Raw genomic sequence first — 23592 nt, 5'->3', positions numbered from 1 at the left:
CATCGGGTTCGGTCACGTCCCTGCCCACGGGGAGCCCTCTTCCGGCTCCGGATTGCCTCCATATAGTGTTGGCTACTGGCAACATCCGGCTCAGACGGTGATTTTCCACAGGATATCCCCGAATCGCCCCGCTCGCCGGGGCGCGCTCCCTTTCCCTCCACCCTCCCCTACGTGCTCGAGCAGTACGCCCTCATCCTCGCGCTTGGCTGCGCCGCAATCGCCATTGTGTATGGCATTGTTTCGGCGCGCTGGATCATTGCCCAGCCTGCCGGCAATGAGCGCATGCAGGAGATCGCTGGCGCCATTCAGGTTGGCGCGGACGCCTACCTCAAGCGTCAATACACCACCATCGCCCTGGTTGGTGCCGTCCTCTTCGTCGCCGTCGGCGCTGGCCTAGGCAGTTGGATGACTGCCATCGGCTTTGCGATTGGCGCGGTGCTCTCCGGCGCGGCCGGTTTCATCGGCATGTTCGTATCGGTGCGCGCCAACTCGCGCACGGCGCAGGCGGCCACGATCGGTCTCAACGCCGCGCTCAACATTTCCTTCAAGGGCGGCGCTATCACCGGTATGCTGGTGGTCGGCCTCGGTCTCCTCGGTGTGGCCGGCTTCTACATGGTCGTCATCGGGAACAACACCGGTGAAGCGGCAGTCAAGGCGGCGCTCGAACCGATGATCGGCCTGGCCTTCGGGTCGTCGCTCATCTCCATCTTCGCGCGACTGGGCGGCGGCATCTTCACGAAGGGGGCTGATGTCGGCGCCGACCTGGTGGGCAAGGTCGAAGCGGGCATTCCCGAAGACGATCCGCGTAACCCCGCCGTGATCGCCGACAACGTCGGTGACAACGTGGGTGACTGCGCCGGCATGGCGGCCGACCTCTTCGAGACGTACGCCGTGACGGTCATTGCGGCGATGCTCGTGGCCGGCCTCGGCTTCGCCACTTACGGCAACACCGGGGTCATGTATCCGCTGGTGCTTGGCGCTGTCTCCATTCCGGCCTCGATCATCGGCACGTTCTTCGTGAGCGTGAAGCCGGGCGGCAAGATCATGAACGCGCTCTATCGTGGGCTGATCGTCGCCGGTGTGCTGGCGGCCATCGCGTTCTTCTTCGTGACGCAGGCCATGTTCCCGGGTGAACTGGGGACGAACCTGTTCATCTGCGCGATGATCGGCCTGGCCCTCACCGCAGCGCTGGTAGTGATCACCGAGTACTACACGGCCACGGAGTACGGCCCGGTGCGTCAGATCGCGAAGGCGTCCGAGACCGGTCACGGTACGAACGTGATTGCCGGCTTGGCGGTCTCCATGAAGTCGACGGCAGCGCCGGTGTTGGTCGTGGCGGCGGCGATCTACTTCTGCTTTGAAATCGCTGGCTTGTACGGGATCGCGATTGCGGCCACCTCCATGCTCTCCATGGCCGGTGTGATCGTCGCACTCGACGCCTACGGCCCCATCACCGACAATGCCGGTGGTATTGCCGAGATGAGCCATCTTGGTCCGGAAATCCGCAAGATCACCGACGCGCTCGACGCGGTGGGTAACACCACGAAGGCCGTCACGAAGGGCTACGCGATCGGCTCGGCCGGTCTCGCGGCGCTCGTGCTTTTCGCCGATTACAGCAGCAAGCTCGGCGAACATCTGGGCGGGCCGGTGAACTTCTCGATCGACGATCCCAAGGTCGTGATCGGCCTGCTCATTGGCGGCATGATTCCGTATCTGTTCGGCGCCGCGGCCATGCAGGCCGTGGGTCGCGCGGCCGGTGCGGTCGTGCAGGAAGTGCGTCGTCAGTTCCGCGAACTGCCGGGCATCATGAAGGGGACGCAGAAGCCGCAGTACGATCGCGCGGTGGACCTGCTCACCAAGGCCGCCATTCGCGAGATGATCCTTCCGTCGCTGCTGCCCCTGGTGATTCCGATCATCGTGGGCGTGGTGCTCGGTGGCGCGGCGCTCGGCGGTCTGCTCATGGGAACGATCGTGACGGGCCTCTTCGTGGCCATCTCGATGTGCACGGGCGGCGGCGCGTGGGACAACGCCAAGAAGTACATCGAAGAAGGACACCACGGCGGCAAGGGCAGCGAAGCCCACAAGGCCGCCGTGACCGGCGACACGGTGGGCGATCCGTATAAGGACACGGCGGGTCCGGCCATCAACCCGCTCATCAAGATCATCAACATCGTGGCACTGCTGCTCATTCCGTTGCTCACCAAGGCGTAATACGTGACTTCAACGACAGCAACGTCACCGCGCGGACCAGAACTGGTCCGCGCGGTTGGCGTTTGGGCCCTCGCGGCCAGCATCTTCAACGTCACCGTGGGTGGCGGCATCTTCCGCCTTCCTGCCGGAGCCGCCGCTGCGGCCGGTCCCGCGGCGCCGTTCGTGTATCTCATCTGCGCGGCCGTCATGGGGTTCGTGGTATTGTGCTTCGCCGAAGCGGGCAGTCGCATCACGCTCACCGGTGGCCCATACGCCTACGTGGAGGCGGTCTTTGGCCGCTATGTGGGCTTCCTCGCCGGTGTGTTGTTGTGGATGCTTGGTACCACCGCCGTAGCGGGTGTGTCGAGTGCGTTCGCCGAAGGATTGGGCGCGCTGTTCAACATGCCGTCGCTGCGCGTGCCGGTGATCGTGGCCATGTTCATTGTGTTGGCGCTCGTGAACATTCGCGGCGTTGAACAAGGCACGAAGCTCATTGTGGTGGCCTCCATCGCCAAGCTGCTGCCACTCATTGCCTTCGTAGCCATTGGCGTGTTCTTCATCCAGCCGGAGAATCTCGCGATCACCGAGATGCCGGGGCCGTCCAGCCTCGCGCGTGCGGCCATTGTACTGGTGTTTGCCTTCAGCGGGGTAGAAACGGCACTCGTGCCCAGCGGTGAAGTACGGGACCCCGCGCGTACGGTGCCACGGGCGCTCGCCATCGCCATGATTGGCGTGACACTGCTCTATCTCGCTGTGCATCTCGTGGCGGCTGGTCTGCTTGGTGATTCGCTGGCCACCAGTACCGCGGCGCCGCTCGCGTTTGCCGCGGAATCATTCCTTGGTACGCCGGGCCGGTTGCTGCTGCTGATTGGCGCCTCCATCTCGATGTTCGGGTACGTGAGCGGAATGACGCTGGCGGTGCCGCGCGCGCTGTTCCGGTTCGCCGAAGATGGCCTGCTGCCCAAGGTGGTAGGCTCGGTGCATCCGGAGTATCGCACGCCGCACGTGGCCATTGTGCTGCAAACCTTCCTGGTGGGCTCACTGGCTGTCTTCAATTCGTTTGAGCAGCTGGCGGTCATTTCCAATCTGGCGGCCCTGCTGCTCTATGCCGGATGTGCCGCGGCCACCTTTATGCTGCGCAAGCGCGGCATTCGGCAGGACGGCGCCGTCCCCTTCTCGGTGCCGGGTGGCCCGCTCGTGCCATTCATTACCATTGGACTCATTGCCTGGCTGCTGACAAGCATTACTCAAGCCGAGTGGATCGTGCTTGTCGCAACACTGGTGGTAGCGTCCACATTTTTTGCAGTGGCGACCAAGGTCTCCGGGAACGCCGCTCGCTGAGCAGGGTGTTGCTGCATGAAGGGAACGTCAGGTAACCGCAGAGCGCACCACGCTACCGCGTGGTGCGCTCTGTTGCGTGGGGATCATGTGCCGTCGAAACTGTGCGAGCAACGGATATTTGCGGCTGAGCGCAAGCCGATGCATGTTCCAGTCAGCAATGCGACGCCGCAGTGCGCGGATGTCTTCCTCGTACGATGGACGTATTATGGCGCTCCCGATAAATCGGCCCGGCCTGTGGTTGGCAAGCGCGGTTTTGCTCAGCGCATGTGTTGGTGAGCAGCGGGTAGATACCGTGCAGGTGGGGTATCGCGGCACGGCCATGACGCAGGTGTATCGTCGGGATGCAACACTGGAGCGCTACCGCGCCGTCGCGACAACGTTACCCGCGCCCGCTCCACCGGCGGATCCGATGCCCGCCGGGCCCTTGCCGTGGCAGAATGTTCAGGTGCTCACCGATGTTTCCGTCGTTGAACTCCTGAGAACCATGGATGCCATGGCCCTGTGGGTTGGTGGGTCCCAAGGCAATTGTGCCTTCTGCCATTGGGTGGATCAGCCCTGGTCGGATACCACGGCGACCGGGGAGCCGCTGTACCGCAAGCTGACAGCGCGACGCATGCTGCAGATGGTGCGCACCATCAATGGCACCTATGCCAGTCACGTGAAGAACACCGGCGTCACGTGCTACACCTGCCACCTGGGGAAGGCCCTGCCGAATGGCCTGTGGTTCTACAACAGCCCCAACGATTATCTGCGGCATTATCTCGATCGTGACGGCGCCCGGGTCATGACGCAGGCGGTCGCACCGGGCATGGCAAACCGCAGTTCGGTGAAGCAGGCGGAGTGGACCTACGCACTCATGATTTCCCAGTCACGATCACTGGGGGTCAACTGCACCTACTGCCATAATACGCGGCAGTTTGCCAGTTGGCGTGAGGCACCGCCGCAGCGAGTAGTGGCATACGCCGGCATTCAGATGCTCCGCGACGTCAATTCCAACTACCTCGCTCCCCTCAACACCGTCCTGCCCGCCCATCGCCTCGGCGCCATGGGCGATGCACCGAAAGCGCAGTGCATCACGTGCCACAATGGCAACTACAAGCCGCTGTTCGGCCGCCAGCTCACGGTGGAGTATCCGGCGTTGTGGGGACGTGCCGTCTGGAACGGCCGGGCATTTCCTGTCCCGATGGTCATCCCGACCGAAGGACAGTAGCGCTGTCGTGTGACTGGCGAACGGCAACGTTGTACTCACACCCGGGCATGCGGTTTCGTCTGTAACAACCGCGACGCGCGTAATCCGGAACTCAAGACCGGAGCGGGACAGGACGATAACAGGAACTGGAAGAGACGACGCCGTTTTTCCAGTGGGCCTGCGTGCCCAGCACTGTAGAATCGTTGTCGGACTCGCCGCCTCCCTGCGTGACCGACGTTGCCGGAGAGACTCTCTCATGTCTGCTCGTCTTTTGTTTGCCCCGCTCGCGGTTGCGCTCATCGTCGCGCCCCTCGCCCCTGTCGTCGTTGGCCAGAAGGGGAAGAAATTTTCCCAGAGCGAAGTCACGGTCAAGGTTGGCGAGAAGCTCGTCTTCAACAATGATGATGATGTAACCCACAACGTCTTCAGCGCGGCCCCCGGGTTCGCGTTCAACGTGGTGGCCATGAAGCCGGGCGCCAATCACGAAGTCGCGTTTACCAAGACCGGCTCGTTTGATGTGCGGTGCGCCTTTCATCCGGCCATGAAGGTCAAAGTCACTGTGACCAAGTAGTTGATCCCGTCACGTTAACCCGCGGGACCATGATCTCCTTGGCACAATTCCGGCAGCGCCTGCGTCCACGTACGCTGGCGTCTGGTATCATCGTACTCTTTGCCGCCCTGCTCATTCCACTGGTCGTGGTGGGCACTGGCCTGGCCTTCCGATCCAAGCAACAGCAGTCTGCACTCACGGGTGAGCTCCTACGAGCCCGCCAGGTAAAGGAATTGGCGCTTCGTGCCTTCGGGTTCCTTCGCGAAGAGGACGCGGCGACGAAGTCCATGCTGTTGAACTCCGAGCAGATTGCTGTTCAGTCAATGCAGCGGGTCGAGGCCTACGATTCGACCCGCGCGGTGTATGCGCAGTTGGATAGCCTCGGGAAATCTGCCGCACTGCATGATGTGCTCTTGCAGTTGAATGCCGCCGATTCCACGAGCCTGCAACCGCTCGGCACCACGATCCTGGAGCTGGTGGCCAGTGGGTCTGGTGATTCCGCGACAGCGCTCTATTTCCGGGAGTACACGCCGGCACAGGAGCATTACGAAACACTCGTGGGCGAACTCCTATCCATCGCTGAGTTGCAAGTGGTGGCGGCATCGAAAGGTATCGAAGCTGAATCCGCCCGCGCCTTCGTCATGTCGTCACTCACCCTGGTTATTGCCGGGGTGCTCATTCTTGGGGTAGGCTACGTGCGGGTGCGCGCCATCGGCAGCACCATTCAGCAAGTCGTCACGCGGGCGGAAGCCGTGCGGACGCAGGTGCTGGCCCCGCTGGCCGAAGTCGGCACCCGGATGGCGGAAGGCGAACTGACCGAAGCATCGGTGGCCACTTTGCCACCGTTACGCCTGGCGCGTCACGATGAAATTGGCATGCTGGCGGACACGCTCGACTGCATGGTAGACGCCTGCACCGCCACGTCCGCGGCCTTCGCGTCCTCCGTGTCATCCATTCGGACGCTATTGGCGGAAGCCGATCAACTCACGGCATCAGCACGGTCTGGTCATCTGACCGCGCGCGCCAACGCCAGTCGTTTCCAGGGGGCGTTTGCCACCCTGCTGGAAGGGGTGAATGCCACGCTCGATGCCACCACGGCGCCGGCGACCGAAACAGCGCAGGTGCTCTCCCGCCTGGCTGACGGCGATTTGACGGTCCGCGTCAAGGGCGGCTATGTCGGTGATCACGCACAGGTGAAGGAAGCCTTCAATCGTGCGGCCGACGCACTGAATCGGACCATGACAGAAGCCCGCAACGCGTCCGCCGAAGTCACGTCCGCGAGTTCGGAGATTGCCAGTGCGAGCGAGAGTGTTGCCCAGGGGGCGAGTTCGCAGGCCGCAGGGCTTGAGCAGATTGGCGCCTCGGTCACGGAGCTTGGTGGAACAGCCGACCGCAACGCGCAGCATGTGACCACCGCCAATGCACTGGCTGACGAAGCACGGCAGAGCGCCACCGAAGGGATGGCGGAGATGCATCGGCTGCGGGACGCGGTGGAGCGCATCAAGACCGCCAGCAGCGATACCGCGCGGATCATTCGCACGATCGATGAGATTGCCTTCCAAACCAATCTGCTCGCGCTGAACGCCGCCGTTGAAGCAGCGCGCGCGGGAGACGCCGGACGCGGCTTTGCCGTGGTGGCCGACGAGGTGCGAACGCTCGCCATGCGGGCGGCCAGCGCCGCCAAGGACACGTCGGCATTGATCGAAGCCCAGCTCGCGCACACCACGAGCGGTGCCCAACTGGCCGTGGCGGCCGCAGGCAAGCTGCAGGAGATCGATCAGCGCGTCGATCGGGTGTCGAAGGTGCTCAAGGACGTGGCCGATGCCACGCAGGCGCAGTTGGCCAGCGTTCGGGAGATAGATACGTCGATCGGTTCGATGCAGTCCACCACGCAAGGCGTGGCGGCCAGCGCCGAAGAGACCTCCGCCAGTTCGCAGGAATTGGCCGGTCAGGCGCAGCGGCTGCAGAATATGGTGGCGCAGTTTGTGCTCGACGAACCGCGCTGGGCTACGCCCCTGCCGCGCGCGGCCTGATGCGGCGGTGGCCGTCTGTCCAGCACCACTCGAGTGGAGCGGACGAGAGGGCACACGCGTAGACTTCGGTGTTAGTCGAAGGCGCGCAGGGTGACCGTGGCGTTGGCATCACCAAGCAGTTGCTGCAGGGCGTCGCGGTCGAACTCCACAGCGGTGGTGGGACGGGTGGGCACACGCACTTCCAGCGTGTCCCACCCGTTGGCGTTGTTGCGTTGCACCCGCAGCTGCGTACCCGGCAATTGCAGGGTAACGAGCCGCCGCATGTAGTGTGCCCATGCGGCGTGATCACGGAACGACGGCGCATCAACGGCCATGGATGCGCCCGAACGGTCGGTGCCCGCAGATGGCTGCCACTCTAGCGCCCACGTGCCAGGCACAATGATCTGCTCCGTCGCGCTGGCGATGGTAATCTCGCCAGGCCACGCAAAGCGCGGACGGCGGGCCACGGAGCGGGAGCGCACCGTTACCTCAATAGCACGCGCAGCGGCGCCTTCGAGGGCACGCGTCAGATATCGGCGCGCGCGACCGGGAGCGCGCGTGCTGTTCCGAGGCGGGGCACCGCGCAGAACAATGGCCAGCAAAGACGCAAAAAACCGGGACATGCGGGAAAGATAGTGCGGTGTGCGACAAGGCTCCGGGTTCGGTATGTTCGGTGATCCCCTACCTCGCCTGCACATGAGCATCCTCGACCACGACAGCCTGAACGCCTTCTGCCGTCACACCCATGTGAGTGTGAGTGGTACCTCAGGCGGTCCTTTGGACGGCCTTTCGTTTGGCCTCAAGGATATTTTCGACGTTGCGGGGCATCATACGGGCTTTGGCAGCCCGGATTGGCTGCGTACGCACCACGCGGCACCGCGACACGCCTGGGTGCTGGAGCAGCTGCTGCAGGCCGGAGCCTCCATGGTGGGCAAGACGCACACGGAGGAGATGGCCTTCAGTCTGACCGGCGAAAACGCCCACTACGGCACGCCGATCAATCCGGCGGCGACAGGACGTGTGCCGGGTGGCTCCTCGAGTGGGTCAGCCGCAGCCGTTGCCGGTGGTCTGGTGGACTTTGCCATTGGCAGCGACACCGGCGGATCAGTACGCGCGCCGGCGAGTTTCTGCGGCATTTACGGCCTGCGCCCGACACATGGGCGCATCTCGCTGGCGGGCGCCTGCCCGCTGGCCCCCATCTTTGACACCTGCGGCTGGTTCACCCGCGATGCCGCGCTGCTAGCGCAGGTGGGCGAAGTGTTGCTGCAGTCACCGGTGGTTGCGTCGAGCGGCGCAGTACGCGTGTTGCTCGCCACGGATGCCTTTGCCCAGGCCACCCCGGAAGGGGCGGCGGCGTTGGCGCCCGCGGTGCAGCAGGTCACGCAGCTGCTGGGGGACGCCGAACCGGTGGTGCTGTCAGACAAGGGGCTGCCGGCGTGGTTTGATGTGTTCCGGGTGTTGCAGTACCACGATATCTGGGAGACGCACCGCGAGTGGGTGCAGAGGGTGCAACCACACTTTGGTCCGCAGGTCGCCACGCGATTTGCCGCGGTGGCCAAGACCACCATGAGCGAAGTGACGTGGGCATCTGCGCAGCGCGAAGGTATTCGCGCGCGACTCGATGCGCTGCTGGCGGGCAATACGGTACTGCTTATGCCGACCGCTCCGGCCATTGCGCCCTTGCTGCAACTGCCACCACAGGAGACCGTGGCGGTCCGTGAGCGTGCGCTGGCGCTGTTGTGTGTAGCGGGCCTTGGCGGACTGCCGCAGCTGTCGCTACCGTTGGCCTCCCGCGATGGCTGCCCTATTGGATTGTCACTCGTGGCGGCGCGGGGTCGCGACGAGTGGCTGTTGGCGCTGGCGCGGCAACTGGAGGCGTCAGCAGACTCCTCCCCTCGTGGCACAAATTAAAAACAATCACACATTCAATCCCATCAATCGGGTCCGGTAGAGACCCGGTTGCAGTCACGGATGGCGGTTTCATGGCCGGTCATCCGTGACCCAGTGCGTTTTTCCAGCCCCACGTGGGCCGTGGCCGACGTGGGTCAGCGTGTGAACGCCGCGTTACTTATCAAACTGCTCCAGCACCAACCGCGTCACCCGGTCCGCCTTGAGCGGTTGGGCCAGCACCCCTACCACCTGAGCGGGGAAGGCCTTTTCCCGCGGGACCTGGCCCATGACCAGCAGAGCGCGTTCGGCGGCGGGTGATGACAGCACGTCGGCGCAGGCGCTGTCCACGATCATGAGCGAGGGAGCTTCCTTGGCCAGTTGCTGCAGCCCTTCCTCTACACTCGTGGCCTCCGTGACCTGCATCCACGAGGTGCTGCGAAGCGCTTCGCGGATGCAGTCGCGCATGGAGGGACAGCCCGCAACCACCAGCACCGACTTGATAGCCACCGGCGCCATTGGCGGCGCCTCCACAATGGACGCCGCATGCAGGGCGGCCAGGCGGGCGATCTGCTGACGTACCTTGGCCGCGTAGTCCGGCGTGCCGCGCTTGGGGCGGCCATAGCCCGGCGTCGGGGTATATGCGGAAGGGAACGGCGAGGTGGAGCTGTTGACCTGAATCATGGCGGGGCACTCCTGGACCGACATCGGTAGGCGGAATGGGGACGCCACGATGATAGGAACGAGGCCACTATGCCATGTACCACGGATGTTGCAGATCAATACCAGCCACGTTGCAGAATTGGTTGCATCAGGCGCGAAACGCTTTGCTGATGTTGCAACACAACGACTTACGTTGCTGCCCCTGGCTCAACCTTCCCCGTGTTGGGGGCGCACCGACCGGTTGCCCACCCACCACACCACGAGCCCGATGAGCACCGTTCCCAGCCCTGCCAGCGACGCCACGGGGCGTTGCATGAGCAGCGTGCCAAGGGTCCACAGGCTCAGCGCTACATAGATGAGCGGCGTGATGGGGAAGCCCCAGGCATGGTATGGCCTTGGCGTCGCGGCGGCCGTTGAGCGCAAACGCATCATCCCCAACACGGTCAGCAACGACATGAGGTTGAGGGTGAACCCGGCGTACAGCATGACCGCTTCAAAGGAGTTGGTCAGCAGCAACACCAGAATGAGTGCCCCCTGCGCCAGAATGGCGTTGCGGGGCACCCCATCGGCACTGCGCTTTCCCAGCACCTTCCACTGGGGGAGCGATTCAGCCACGGCATGCGTGACTCGTGAACTGCCAATCACCATGGAGCTGATGGAGGCCACCAGCACCGCCGCAATGATGGCGCTCATCCCCTGCCCGCCCCGAACGCCAAACATCGCTGTCGCCGACAATGCGCCGACCTCAACCTTTCCAGCGAGCTCTGCTATTGGGACGGTCCGAAGAAAGGCGAAGTTGAGCAGGAGGTACAGCGCGGTCACCAACAGCGTGCTCGCCACCACCGCGCGCGGAATCGTTTTCTCAGGCTCGACAATTTCGCCGGCAATGTATCCGGCGGCATTCCAGCCGGTAAACGCAAACGACACGTACACCAGCGACACCGCATACGGGGCTGAAAACACTTCCCGCACGGCCACCCCGTCGTTCAACCCCATGGGCAACGCCAGCGCTCGCGCATACATCATCCCCGCTACTATGAAGGCCGCGACGAGCAGCAACTGCGTGGCGGTAATGGCCACCTGAAACCGTTTGGCGGTGTGCAAGCCGGCCAGGTGCACCCCTACCACCACCAGCAGCATGGCAAACGCCGCAACCTGCGGATTGACCGGGACAATGGCCGACAGGTAGCGCCCAAACGCCATGCTGGACAGCGCAATGGGCGCACCAAAACCCACCGTCATGGACACCCACCCGCCCAGGAAACCGGCCACCGGGTGCCACGCTTGCCCCAGGTACACGTACTCGCCCCCCGAGCGGGGGAGCATCGCGCCCAACTCGGCGTACGACACGGCGCCGCAGAGCGCCACCACCCCGCCCACAATCCAGAGCGACAACAGCGCGCCACCGCTGTGCAGGTCGAGGGCCTGAAAGCCCAGCGACGTGAACACTCCCGTCCCCACCATGTTCGCAATGAGCACGGCGGTGGACGAGGCGAAGCCGAAGTGTCGCAAAGGTCGGGTCGTCATTCTCGGCAAGAACGGGGCACGCGTGCGCGCCCCTTAGAACTGGAAGGTGACCCGCTCGGTACCACGGCGCAGCAACCCGCTGCGCTTCACGGTCCCCGATGTCATATGCAGCAGGTTGGTCTGATCCTCAAACAGCTCGAGCAGTACCGGCTGGGTTATCTGTACCGACGTAAGGGGTGCCGGCACGGGTAGCTCGAGATGCACCAGCGTGGCGTCGTCTTCTCGCTCGTGCCCAACAATACTGCCACGTCGGGGCGCCGCCCCGTTGGCGGCCACCAGCAATCGCGCGCCGATGTAGCGGGACAAGGCACTGTCTACCGCCACATCTGGAGATTGCGCTACGGATACCGGCATGCCCGCCGCTTTGAGTGCGGCTTCCAGGTCGTCGGTAAACACGCGCACCGTCATCTCGAGCGAGCGGCGGTCCCGGCTGACGTCAATCTGGGTGCTGCTCACATGAATCGGGTGTCCGCGTTCCCCCGCCCATTGGGAGGGGAGGGTCAGGGCACACGCGAGGAGCAGCATGGGCAGGCGCATACCGCTCAATCTAGCGCATATTTCCATGCGTACCTGCCTCGATTACCAGTCCACCGTCTCCACTGCCATGCGCCGTTCCGCGACCCTCGCCATTGCACTCGCCGCGTCCCTGTTGACGACGGCGCCAGCCCTTTCTGCGCAGAACGTGGGTGGACTGGGAGGCGCCGAGAAGTTCAAGCAACTCGGCCCCGACCTCCCTACGGCCAATGGCATCCGTACGGCCTCGGGAGCGCCGGGACGCGACTACTGGCAGCAGCGCGTTGATTATGACATTGACGCTACGCTCGACGACGCGACCCAGCGCATTACCGGCCGCGAGCTGATTACCTACCACAACAATTCGCCGGACACATTGCGGTTCTTGTGGGTGCAGTTGGACCAGAACCTGTTCACCCCCAACTCCATTGGGAACCTGACTCGTAACGGCGCCGTGCGGGCAGGCGCGCGGGCGAGCAGTGTGATATCCCTCAACGCCGGCCAGAGTGCCGACAGCAGCGAGTACTACGGCGGCTATCGTCTCACGGCCGTGACCACCGCAACCGGTGCAAAGCTCGCGTACACGGTGAACGGCACCATGATGCGCGTGGAGCTTGGCGCGCCCCTGCCGCCCAAGGCCACGCGACAGCTGCGCATTGGCTGGAGCTACAAGGTGTTGCCCACCACCACCGCCATTGCTCAGGGGAATCCGCGCTCCGGCCAGGAGTTTTTCCCACGCGATGGCAACTACGTGTACACCATTGCGCAGTGGTTCCCGCGCCTTGCGGTGTACGGCGACGATGCGGGGTGGCAGCACAAGCAGTTCATGGGCGGCGGCGAGTTCACGCTCCCCTTTGGCAACTACACGGTTCGCCTCACGGTACCGTCCGACCACATTGTGGCCGCCACGGGCACACTGCAGAATCCGCTGGCCGTGCTGTCGGCCACGCAGCGAGCCCGGTTGGCGCGCGCCAAGGCCAGTGACAGCATTCTGCACATTGTCTCACCCGCTGAGGCCAAGGCAGCGGAAAGCGGCAAGCCCACTGGCACCAAAACGTGGACCTTTGCCGCGCAGAACGTGCGCGACTTTGCCTTTGCCTCCAGCCGCAAGTTCATCTGGGATGCCCGTGGCGTGAACATCAACGGCACGCGCGTCATTGCCCAGTCGTATTTCCCCAATGAAGCCGAGCCGCTGTGGGGGCAATACAGCACCCGCTCCGTGGCGCACGCTCTGGAGACGTACAGCAAGACCACCATTCCGTATCCGTATCCGCAGGCAACATCGGTACACTGGAACGGCGCCGGCATGGAATATCCCATGATCTGCTTCAATCCTCGGCGTCCCAACGCCGACGGCAGCTACGATGATGCCACCAAGTACGGGCTCATCAGCGTGGTCATTCACGAAGTCGGGCACAACTTCTTCCCGATGATCGTGAACAGCGACGAGCGGCAGTGGACATGGATGGATGAAGGGCTCAACTCCTTCACGCAATATCTGTCGGAGCGAGTGTGGGACACCACGTACCCGTCTCGCCGTGGCCCGGCGCGCAACGTGGTGGATTACATGCGGCTCGACAAGACGCTGCAGGAGCCCATCATGACCAACTCCGAAAGCGTGCAGAACTTGGGGAACAACGCCTATCTCAAGGCGGCCACCGCGCTGAACATTCTGCGTGAGACCGTGATGGGGCCGGAGCTGTTCGACGCCGCCTTCAAGGAGTACGCGCGGCGCTGGGCGTTCAAGCATCCCATACCGGCCGACTTCTTCCGCACCATGGAGGACGTGAGCGCGGTGGACCTCGATTGGTTCTGGCGCGGCTGGTTCTATGGCGTGGACAACGTGGATGTTGCGCTTGATACCGTGATGGAATTCCGTCTGGATGGCGCCGCTGGTAACGCGAGCGCCACCGAACAGGATCGCGTGGCCAAGTTCATGGCCGGCCTACCGGCCACCGACAAAGCCGCCCTTTCCGGTAAGCGCTACCTGTACGAAGTGGACTTCAAGAACATTGGCGGACTTGTGATGCCGCTGGTGGTGGAGTTCGAATACGACGATGGCACCCGCGAGATGGTGCGCATTCCCGCCGAGATCTGGCGCGTGAACGCGAGCGTGGTGACCAAAGCGTTCACGACGTCCAAGAAGGTTACGGCTATTACGCTGGACCCGGCGGAAGAAACCGCGGATACCGATCTGGCCAACAACACCTGGCCGCGCCGCAACGATCAAAGTCGCTTCCAGCGGTTCAAGGGGCAGATCAAGCCGTGAAGCTGTGGGCGGCAGGCCTCTGGCATTGGTGTGGCGGCTGGCACCGCTGAACTGCATGACGAGGACTGGCCCGTATAGTCGGACAGGGCGTTTAGATGAGGACTGAACCGGTGTGGGCGACGTGCACTCTCCACCTCCGCGAGATCAATATTCAAAGAATGAACAACCTCGCGGCCGCAGTACGCCGTTGGCCCATGCCGGAGCCAGTCCTCGTTTGCACGCCCTGTCCGCCGCATCGGGGCAGTCCTCGCAATGCAGTTCCAAGGAGGCCGGCCACTAGCACCGGTCTCGTTGCAGACACCGCTGAACTGCATTGCGAGGACTGGCCCGTTTAGTCGGACAGGGCGTTTAGACGAGGACTGCGACGGTGCGGACGACATGCACTCTCCACCTCTGCGAGATCAATATTCAAAGAATGAATAACCTCGCGGCCGCAGTACGCCGCTGGCCCATGCCGGAGCCAGTCCTCGTTTGCACGCCCTGTCCGCCGCATCGGGGCAGTCCTGGTAAGGCAGTTCTTATCAAGCCGGCTACATGGCGTTGCCGGTGCTCAGCGCCACTCAATGCGCCATTGCGTGAGTTGCGCCACCGGCCGGTTGCCCAGCAGTGCGGGCCGGAACTCCATGGCGCGAGTTGCCGTCGAGAGTGCCTGTTCGAGTACGGCGCTACTCGGTGGCGCACTGCGCAGCACTTTCAGCGTACCCATGTCCGGCCGTCCCGCGGAATCCACCACAAACTGCACCACGGTGGCGTTCACCAGGGTGGTATCTCTCTCCTTGCCGGAGAGTGGTACCAACTTCCGAATGCCAACCGGCAACGGGGAGCGGAGCCGTACCGGCCGCTCCACCTGAAAGTCGAAGTACAGCGGCATGGTGAGGCGTCGCTGGGGTGCGGGTGACACCGGAAGCAACCACGCTGGGTCGCAGGCAACCCGTGTGAGCTCAAGGGGCACGCGAAGTGGCGGCCGTCCGCGCGCAATGGCATCCGTGAGATACGTGGCGGTCCCGCGCCACGTGCGCTGGTCAATCCGCCGCAGGTGCAACTGCCAGCCAGCGAGCCCCGTGGAGACACGTAGTGAGAGCGAATCGCTGCGCTGAGACCACCCGCTGCGTGCTTCCCACATGGTCCGCTCACCACGCTCCAGCAGCGGGAGATGCACCCGTGCGCTGTCGCTGAGGCGAAGCGTTTGAAAGCGTGCTTCGCTGGGCACGCCGGTCGCATCGCCCCGCGACCCCAATGGGCGCGAAGCTGCCCAGCAGCCGAACAATTCCTGCGCGTTCTGGGCACCCATATTGGTTGCGCGCGCCAGGAGCATCATCAAGGCAATACAACGTAAATGGACCATGCCCCAGGATATCGTCGAGGGAACACCGAGGCCATGACCTCACCATGAGCAACGCATGACGATTTGGTGAGGTCCTTGTCCGCAACAGCGGAACAGCACCACGGATAGCAACAGATCCGTGGTGCTGTTTGTAGCTACACAGGTAGCATCAGGCACTACGCACTTGCCGCCGCGGTACGACGTTTATCGAGCATGAACCCCGCGCCGGCCAGGCCGAGCGCGAGCAGCAGCGAAACGAGACTCACCATCTTGCCCGTGCCGTACTCAGGCGAATTGAAGGTGAGGCTTACCTGCTTCGCCCCCGGCGGCAGGTCCACGCTGAGCAGCGCGTGATCAGCGCGGCGTACCACACCGGGCTTGCCGTCTACCGTGGCGGTCCAGTCCTTGTACCAGTTCTCGCTCACCACCAAGTGCGCGGGCGCGGCTTCACTGCCGGTCACCGCAATCTCCATGGCGCCCGGCTTCCAGCTGGTCACCTGGGCCGTTGCCTTGGGTTCAGCAAATGGCTGCGCCGCCGCCGGTGAACTCACAGTGGCCGAATCGTCGAAGATGGCGACACGGTTCACCGGGAATCGCTCATCCACCAGTGTGGGGACCGCCTGATCCTTCGGGAGCTTGGCCGACATGGGCAACACGCGCGCGTACGCCGGGAGCGTATCACGCTCGTAGAGCACCGCCGGCGTGCCGAACGTGGTGGTGATCTTTGAAACCACCTCGTGGAAGCCCGGCACCGGCTGCGACTCGGCCAGAATGAGATACCGAATGGCCATCAGGTCGAGCATGTTGGGCGAGAAGAGATTGCGGAACCCTTCCTGCTTGCCGGCCAGCTCATCGAACCGCTGCAGTTCGAAGCCGTGATAGCCCAGCGCCGTGGGCACCTTGTACGCCATCAGCAGTGACCAGCCATACGCATTGCCGGCATCGAGCACACGGAATGGCGGCTTCACCTCACGCAGCTTGGTCGTAATGGCGTCGTCGGCAAACAGTTCGGTGGCACGCGGCGAGAACGTATAGAACTCCTTGTTCACACTCCACAGATCGAACGCCACCACTGCCGCCAACAGCCCAGTCGCCACCGGTCGCGCCAGCTTCCCACTGACCGTAAGCCACAACACCGCAGCTCCCGCTACGGCAAACAGCAGCAACCGCACCGCGCCACTCTGCAGGTACGGCGCGTTGGCCACCACCGCCTCGTAGCGCTCGTTGATGGCGAGCGACTCGGCCAACCCCTGCAGCGCACCCACGGCCCCCAACACCGCAAACAGCACCACCGCCCCGCTCACGCTCAACAGCGTACGCATGGGGACGGCACGTGCAAACACACGCTCCGCACCAATGCCCGCCAACACACTGAAGAAGAACGCCGGCAGATAGAACACCATGCCCATGGCGCGGATCTTTTTGAGCAACGGCATGAACTCGTAGAACGGCCGGTAGAAGGGCGTATGTCCGGCAAACGAGAGCAGCAGGAAGAAGACGGCAAAGCCCGCCAGCGTGAAGGCCAGCACGCGCCGTTTCTTGTCGCCAAAAGCAAACGCCGCGAGGATCAGTGGGAGCGCGCCCACATATTCCGTGTGGAACTTGATGGGATTGCTGCCCCAATAGTGATCGAGCACGCCGTTGAACTGTGGCAACAGGAACGTGAAGATCTCACTGGGCGGCAACGCATAGCTCGTCGCAAACTCCCAGCCCTGGTCGGTGGCACCATCGGCGCGCGGCGAGAACGGGATGTACGCAAAGAACGGCATCACCTGCAGCGCCGTAATACCCAGCCCCAACGCCACGGCGGCGGCCGCCAAACCCAACGTGGGAACAGGCTTGATGCCGACCGGACGCTCCGGGTCCCAGAACACCAGATACAACGCCCAGAGCCCCAGCGCGAGCAACAGGAAATACGCCATGTGGTAGTGGCCCAGAATAATCAGCGCCACGACGATGGCAAACAGGCCAAACGCCCACGTTTTCTGGTGGCGAATGGCGTTGAGCAGTACCCAGAAGGACAACGGCGTGAGCGCCGATACAAACAACTTGCCGTCGTGCCCCGGACTCATTTGTGAGGCCACGATACCGGTGAGTTCGTACGCCACCCCTGCAATAATCGCCGCGCTCCACCCCAACCCCAGCGAGCGACCCAGGCGATACATGAACCAGCCGGCAAACACAAAGTGCAGCGCCATGGCATACGTGATCGCCAAATCCACCGGCATGATCCAGCGCAACCACGCTGACGGATAGAAAATGTCGCCGTGCATGGCGCCGATATACGGCAGCCCGCCAAACAGATACGGATTCCATTGCGGGATGCTCCCCGTCTCCTTGAACCACTCGGCACCGAACAACCGGAACGAGTAGCCGGCAATGAACATGTCCGAGCGGCCCCCGCCGAACATGATCTGGCCGGTGAGCAGCGGCCACAGCAACAACAGGGCGGCCGCAAGGCATACCGCCAGCGCGCCCAGATGGGCGGTGGTGGTATTGGTGGACGGTGACGACGTAGGAGTCTCAGGCATGGGCGCAATTTACCCGGCGGGCGGGCGCCGGGGAGCTAGGGGGCAACGAAGAGTCTGGTGGCATGGGAGCAACCCGCCCGGCGCCCCGTTCGGCACAAGAAACGTCAGGCAATACCCGATGCCGTCCAGATATTCACGTATGCACATTTAATAAAACCAACCCAACCACAATGCCCCTGCGACTGCTTGTCATTGGTGGGGTGGCCGGTGGAGCCACCGCCGCCGCTCGTGCCCGCCGCCTCGATGAACACGCCGAGATCACCATTCTCGAACGTGGCCCTTATGTGAGCTACGCCAACTGCGGGCTCCCCTACTTTATTGCCCGGCAGATTGAAGAACGGGAACGGCTGCTCCTCGCCACCCCGGAGAGCTTTGCCCGGCGGTACCGCATTTGCGTGAAGGTCCAAACCGAAGCCCTCGAGTTGGACCGCGCCGGGCAGCGCGTTCGCATCCACGGCCCCGATGGGGACGAGTGGCTGCCGTACGACCGGCTCATCCTGGGACAGGGCGGCCTTCCCGTGCGCCCCCCATTGCCGGGCAGCGACGCCCCGCATGTGTTCACGCTCTGGAGCGTGCCGGATATGGACCGGCTGGACGCGTTCATTGCCACCCACCGCCCCGCCACGGCCGTGGTAGTGGGCGGCGGCTTCATTGGTCTTGAGATGGCCGAAGCGTTTCATGAGCGTGGGATCGCCACCACCGTGGTGGAGATGCTGCCGACGGTCATGTCGCTCATGGACCCTGAATTTGGCGTACAGGTGGCGCGCGAGCTCGAGGGCCATCAGGTCCACGTCCTCACCGACACCGGCGTCCAGGCGGTCCACACGGCAGAACGCGAGGTGGAACTGACCACCGGCGTGCGACTACCCGCCGACCTGGTGCTGTTTGCCACGGGCGTGCGCCCGGAGCTGACGCTGGCCCGACAGGCCGGGCTGGAAATTGGTGCCTCCGGCGGCTTGGTAGTGAACGAGTTCCTGCAGACCTCCGACCCCAACATCTATGCCGCCGGGGACATGATTGAGGTGGAGCATCTGGTTTCGGGGCGCCGAGCTCGCGTGCCGCTGGCCGGACCGGCCAATCGGCAGGGGCGCATTGCCGCGTCCAATGCCATGGGCGTGCCCATGCCCTACGGCGGTGCCCTCGGAACCAGTGTGGTCAAAATCTTTGGCGCCACGGCCGGAATGACCGGACTGTCAGAGCGGGCAGCGCGCGCCGCCGGCTTTGATGTGGGCGTGGCTATCGTGCACGCCAATCATCACGCGAAGTACTATCCCGGTGCCCGCGAACTCTCCCTCAAACTCGTGTACGATCGCACCAATGCGCGACTGCTTGGCGGCCAGGCGTTTGGCCATGCGGGCGTGGACAAACGCATTGATGTGCTGGCCATGGCGCTGCTGGGCCGCATGACGCTGCACGAGCTCGCGCAGGTGGATCTGTCGTACGCGCCGCCGTACTCCAGCGCCAACGATCCGGTGAATGTGGCGGCGTTCGTGGGGGAGAACGATCTCGCGGGCTACAGCCCCAACATCACGGCGTCGCAGTTGGCCGATGCATTGCAGTCATCGGCGCCCCCACTCGTGCTTGATGTGCGCAATCCGGACGAATATCTGGCCGCACACATTCAGGGCGCCCTCAACATTCCCGTGGATGACGTGCGCGCACGGCTTTCGGAGATCCCGCGTGACCGGGCCATTGCAGTTCATTGCAAGTCCGGATTTCGCGGTCACCTTGCCGCGCGCATTTTACGCCAGCACGGCTATACGAATCTGGTGAATCTCACCGGTGGCTGGACCAGCTTTGCACTGGAGTGCAGCGAACGTCAGCGCAAAGGGCAACTCACACCGCAGCTGCAGTGCATCACGGGGTAATCAGTGTCGTGCGGTGAAAACGAAAGGGGCGTGACCCATCACGGTCACGCCCCTTTGGTCATCATTCAGCAGCAGCGATCACTTGCCCGTACCCGCCTTCGTGCTCGGCATGATGGGACGATTGGGCACTTCCGGACCCGCCTTCTTCGTGGGATAGGTCTCGGCCAGCGTATTGCCGTCGTACAACCGCCCGTTCTTCATCACGTACTTCACCGTGTTCGTGTTGCGCAGATCGGTCAGCGGATCCTTGTCGAGAATGACGAGGTCGGCCAGCTTGCCCGCTTCAATGGAGCCAAGGTCGGTGTGCAGGCCGATAGCCGTGGCGCCAATGATGGTGGCCACGCGCAAGGCTTCATGGTTGGTCATGCCGCCGCTGGCCATGGCCCACAGCTCCCAATGGTAGCCAAGTCCCTGCAACTGTCCGTGGCTGCCAATGCCCAACCGGCCACCAGCGCGCAGGATCTTGGTGGCGTCGGCGGCAAGCTGCGGGAAGACATACTCTTCATCGCGGAACCAGCCACCGGCGGTGCCACCATTGGGCATGCTGGCCATGCGACGGCGCGTTTTCAGTGCCAGCTCTTCATAGGCCGTAAAGCGCTGCAGCTTGGGATCGGCCCAGGGATTTTCCTTCGTATAGAAGTAGTTCTCACCCCACGGGCCGCCGTAGTTCACCAGCAGCGTGGGGGTGTATGTCCGCTTCGACCACGCCATGAAGCCTGTAACGTCGGTGCCAAGCGGGGTGATGCCCATGGAGTGCTCAAGTCCCGGATAGCCATCGAGCGTTTCCGTGAGATTGAGCTTCACATCAAGCGAGCCTTCGGTCGTGGGCATCAGCTGCTGTTCGCGCGCCGCGGTGATAATCCACTGCCGCACCTGACGCACACCGGCCACATACATCTTGATGGTCTTGGTGTCGTAGTAGCTGCTGTAGCGCTTGAGCAGACTGCGGGCGTGCTCCTGATCGCGAATGTTGTCGGTATTGAAAACACCGGGGCCCGTGCTGTAGATGCGGGGCCCGATAATCTGCCCGGCGTCCACCATATCCTGATAGGTGAGCACGTCGGTGGTGGCCGTTTGCGGGTCGCGCGTGGTGGTGACGCCGTACGCCAGATTGGCGAGATACGCCCACGGTTGTGTTTCGTGAATGGTGTTGCGTTCAGCGCGCAGGTGCGCGTGGGTATCAACGAAACCCGGTACCACGGTGGCGCCAGCGAGGTCCATCTCCGTGGCGCCGGCGGGTACGGCAACAGTGCCCGACGCTCCAACGGCCAGAATGCGGTTGTTCTTCACGACCACATCGCCTTTGGCAATGATTTCGTCGCCCTTCATGGTGACGAGCTTGGCGTTGCGCAGCACCACCGTACCGGTTGGTGTGTCGCGCACCGTGGGCACCAGCACGCGCGACTCAGACGGTGTGTACGGACGCGGGCGGGCGCTTTCGGGAATGGTGCTGTCGCGCCGCGCGGCCGCAATGGCAACATCGCGGGCAGTGGCCGCCGCGAGATCGTACACTACGTGCGCGTTGCCAATGGACCAGTGCACACGCTTGCCATCGGCCGACCAGGTGGGGAACTGTCCACCGATATCGGTGAGCTTGCGGGCGGGAAAAGCAGCGGCGTTGGGATCGGCCACGTTCACCGTGGCCTGCGTGCCGCGCGGCGGAATCACCACGGTGTAGAAATCACCACCGATCTGCGCGAGCGCCAGATCCCCTTTTGGCGAAGCCAGGACGAGCTGCGCCGGCGGTCCTTGCAGCCCCGGCTCCTCGTGGTCGCCCTGGAGCTCTGACTCGTTAAAGGTATGGTCGTTGTGGCCGTGCCCATCATCGTTACCAGGGCCGCCTGTTCCAGCGCCCACGATGCGCAGGTGACGCTGTTCATCCGTACCGTCCCAGCGAACGGACACCAGGCCATTGCTCGATGACAGGTAAATGCGCGAGCTGTCGGTGGTGAAGTGTGGCTTGGTGCGTCCCGATGCCCGCGCAATGACCGTCGGAGCGCTCCCGTCGTTGCCAACCGGCGCCGCGTTGTACCACACCAACTGCGAGGTGCCAGTCACGCCGGTCTGATCACGACGTCCCTGCGAAGGGGTCCGCAGCGCCACGATGCGCGTTCCGTTGGCGGAGAAGGCCGGCTGCCGAAACGTCGCGAGCCCACTGCTCACCGGCACGACCCGCGTGGCACGACCGGCGGTCATGGTGGCTTTATACAAGCGTCCGCCTTGCTCCGTCCACGTTACCCACGCCAGCGTCTTGCCGTCGGGCGACCACGCGGGCTCCGCTTCAATGGCATTCAGCGCCGACACGCGCCGAGGCGCACCGCTGGGCCAATCCATGACATACAGCTTGTCCATGGCCACGAAGGCCAGCTGTGCGCCGTCGGGGCTTGGGACCGCATCGCGAATCTGCCGCGCATTGAAGGACGCGCTGTCACTGACGGGATAGGTGAACGCCAACTCCGGTGCCACCTCCACCTGCGCCTGCACCCGGAAGGGAATTTCCTGCTGGCCGCTGCCGTCCACGGCCACCCGCCAAATCTTGTTGCCGTAGCTGGCCACCAACTCCTTGGAGTCGGGAGTAAAGCTCATTCCCGGCAGCGCATCCATGGGTGCGCGCGATTCCATTTCGTCGCGCTGCGTGGGGTAGGCCAGCCACCGCTCGTCGCCGGTGGCGAGGTCGCGCACCCGCAATCCGGTCTTGTTTTCGTAGCGCGAGCCGTACACCAGCCACTTGCCATCAGGGCTGAGCGTGGGACGCACCGCGGAGCCGTACCGCGAGGAGAGCGGTTCGCGATCACCGCTCTCGCGATCGTACGACCAGATCTGGTACTGCGGGAATTGCGCGTTGTAGTTCCAGGCTCCGGCGCGCTGGGTGAAGTACACAAAACGGCCGTCACTGGTGAACGCCGCACCGGCCTGCTGCACGGCTGGCGCGCCAGCCGGCGCGGGGGTTGGCGATGTCGTTAGGGCTACCCCGTTGCCACCATCCACGTGATACATCCATAGCGTGGGCAAACCGCCTCGGAAGCCGCCCTTGCTCGCCACGATGTATTTGCCATCGGGCGAGTATTCGGGAGAGAGGTACACATTGGCACGGCCGCGGGTGACTTCCTTTATCTCCTTCGTGGCCAGGTCGAATGTGTGCACGTTGTCCGCCCCCTGCCGATCGGAGATGAACACCAGTGTCTTTCCGTCGGGGCTGTAGCGCGGCTGCGTATCGTAGGCGAGCCCGGAGGTGAGCCGTACGGCATCACCACCCGTGATCGGCAAGAGGTACAAGTCGCCCAACATGTCGAATACGATCGACTGCCCATCGGGGCTGACATCGAGCGACAGCCACGTCCCTTCCCTGGTGTCGAGGGCGTACCGCCGGGTGGCCTCAAGGGGGAGCGGTTTCCCGGCCGGGGCGCCGCCGCGAGGGGCTGGCGCCTGGGCGCCAAGAGAGGAGGCCGCCAGACAGGCAGCGACAAGACTGAGGGGGCGCAGACGCACGTAGTCTCCTGAAGTGGGGCGGCAAGCCTCGACCCCGCCGCCGTCACCGCTCCACACCCTGAGCGTGCGTTTCAGTAACGGCCGGGATACGAGGACGCCGGGTCGCACGATTCTGTGCCCTGGGGCGGCCGAGGGCAAGTACGGCGTCTCGGCCGAGCGCCTGATCGAATTTTTCCGCGTGAAATGCTTGCCACACACGCCGCTGAGGTGCATTCTCTGCGACGTCGTCACGCCCTTGA

The 23592-nt window shown here is 63.8% G+C and carries 15 protein-coding genes; 8 read left to right on the top strand and 7 right to left on the bottom strand.

Annotation, left to right across the window (positions count from 1 at the left end):
• The first annotated feature begins 171 nt into the window (after positions 1-171).
• From GEMMAAP_RS05935 to GEMMAAP_RS05915, 5 genes are all read left to right on the top strand, one after another.
• Positions 172-2211 carry a sodium-translocating pyrophosphatase gene (locus tag GEMMAAP_RS05935; protein WP_026849838.1) on the top strand — a complete coding sequence of 680 codons (2040 nt, stop codon included), beginning with the start codon at positions 172-174 and terminating at the stop codon, positions 2209-2211.
• 3 nt (positions 2212-2214) lie between these two features.
• A complete protein-coding gene (locus GEMMAAP_RS05930) occupies positions 2215-3531 on the top strand; it encodes an APC family permease (RefSeq protein ID WP_026849839.1) in 1317 nt (438 codons plus the stop codon).
• A 205-nt stretch (positions 3532-3736) separates the two neighbouring features.
• Positions 3737-4741, top strand: a complete 1005-nt coding sequence (gene pufC / locus GEMMAAP_RS05925; RefSeq protein WP_053334203.1) for a photosynthetic reaction center cytochrome PufC — start codon at positions 3737-3739, stop codon at positions 4739-4741.
• 235 nt (positions 4742-4976) lie between these two features.
• Positions 4977-5291, top strand: coding sequence for a cupredoxin domain-containing protein (locus GEMMAAP_RS05920; RefSeq protein WP_026849840.1), 315 nt, complete (start codon positions 4977-4979; stop codon positions 5289-5291).
• 29 nt (positions 5292-5320) lie between these two features.
• The gene (locus GEMMAAP_RS05915) at positions 5321-7303 is read left to right on the top strand and encodes a methyl-accepting chemotaxis protein (protein WP_053334205.1); all 1983 of its coding nucleotides are present in this window, start codon (positions 5321-5323) and stop codon (positions 7301-7303) included.
• A gap of 71 nt (positions 7304-7374) precedes the next feature.
• Here GEMMAAP_RS05915 and GEMMAAP_RS05910 read toward each other — a convergent pair whose 3' ends face one another.
• Positions 7375-7905, bottom strand: coding sequence for a hypothetical protein (locus GEMMAAP_RS05910; RefSeq protein WP_026849841.1), 531 nt, complete (start codon positions 7903-7905; stop codon positions 7375-7377).
• A gap of 73 nt (positions 7906-7978) precedes the next feature.
• On the opposite strand from GEMMAAP_RS05910, the gene GEMMAAP_RS05905 reads away from it, so the two are divergent.
• Positions 7979-9193 carry an amidase gene (locus tag GEMMAAP_RS05905; protein WP_026849842.1) on the top strand — a complete coding sequence of 405 codons (1215 nt, stop codon included), beginning with the start codon at positions 7979-7981 and terminating at the stop codon, positions 9191-9193.
• Between the two features lie 153 nt (positions 9194-9346).
• On the opposite strand, the gene GEMMAAP_RS05900 is transcribed toward GEMMAAP_RS05905, so the two are convergent.
• From GEMMAAP_RS05900 to GEMMAAP_RS05890, 3 genes are all read right to left on the bottom strand, one after another.
• Positions 9347-9853, bottom strand: a complete 507-nt coding sequence (locus GEMMAAP_RS05900; protein WP_026849843.1) for a response regulator — start codon at positions 9851-9853, stop codon at positions 9347-9349.
• A gap of 186 nt (positions 9854-10039) precedes the next feature.
• Positions 10040-11359, bottom strand: a complete 1320-nt coding sequence (locus GEMMAAP_RS05895) for an APC family permease (RefSeq protein ID WP_053334206.1) — start codon at positions 11357-11359, stop codon at positions 10040-10042.
• A 33-nt stretch (positions 11360-11392) separates the two neighbouring features.
• Positions 11393-11896, bottom strand: a complete 504-nt coding sequence (locus GEMMAAP_RS05890; protein ID WP_026849845.1) for a DUF6702 family protein — start codon at positions 11894-11896, stop codon at positions 11393-11395.
• Positions 11897-11921: 25 nt separating this feature from the next.
• Here GEMMAAP_RS05890 and GEMMAAP_RS05885 point away from each other — a divergent pair, with 25 nt between their 5' ends.
• On the top strand, positions 11922-14141 hold the full coding sequence (locus tag GEMMAAP_RS05885; RefSeq protein ID WP_158514750.1) for a M1 family metallopeptidase: 2220 nt from the start codon (positions 11922-11924) through the stop codon (positions 14139-14141).
• A 550-nt stretch (positions 14142-14691) separates the two neighbouring features.
• On the opposite strand, the gene GEMMAAP_RS05880 is transcribed toward GEMMAAP_RS05885, so the two are convergent.
• On the bottom strand, positions 14692-15459 hold the full coding sequence (locus tag GEMMAAP_RS05880) for an energy transducer TonB (RefSeq protein ID WP_026849846.1): 768 nt from the start codon (positions 15457-15459) through the stop codon (positions 14692-14694).
• Between the two features lie 182 nt (positions 15460-15641).
• Positions 15642-17996 (bottom strand): YfhO family protein, encoded by a 2355-nt coding sequence (locus GEMMAAP_RS05875; protein WP_026849847.1) that lies wholly within the window; start codon positions 17994-17996, stop codon positions 15642-15644.
• 170 nt (positions 17997-18166) lie between these two features.
• Here GEMMAAP_RS05875 and GEMMAAP_RS05870 point away from each other — a divergent pair, with 170 nt between their 5' ends.
• On the top strand, positions 18167-19864 hold the full coding sequence (locus tag GEMMAAP_RS05870; RefSeq protein ID WP_075071445.1) for an FAD-dependent oxidoreductase: 1698 nt from the start codon (positions 18167-18169) through the stop codon (positions 19862-19864).
• 78 nt (positions 19865-19942) lie between these two features.
• On the opposite strand, the gene GEMMAAP_RS05865 is transcribed toward GEMMAAP_RS05870, so the two are convergent.
• Complete coding sequence (locus tag GEMMAAP_RS05865; protein ID WP_238588188.1) at positions 19943-23353, bottom strand: amidohydrolase family protein; 3411 nt, start codon at positions 23351-23353, stop codon at positions 19943-19945.
• Between the last annotated feature and the right edge of the window lie 239 nt (positions 23354-23592).

It is taken from the genome of Gemmatimonas phototrophica (genome assembly GCF_000695095.2).
Lineage (GTDB): Bacteria > Gemmatimonadota > Gemmatimonadetes > Gemmatimonadales > Gemmatimonadaceae > Gemmatimonas > Gemmatimonas phototrophica.
The sequence above is the reverse complement of the archived record's forward strand: the minus strand, read 5'-3'. Positions and strand labels throughout refer to the sequence as shown.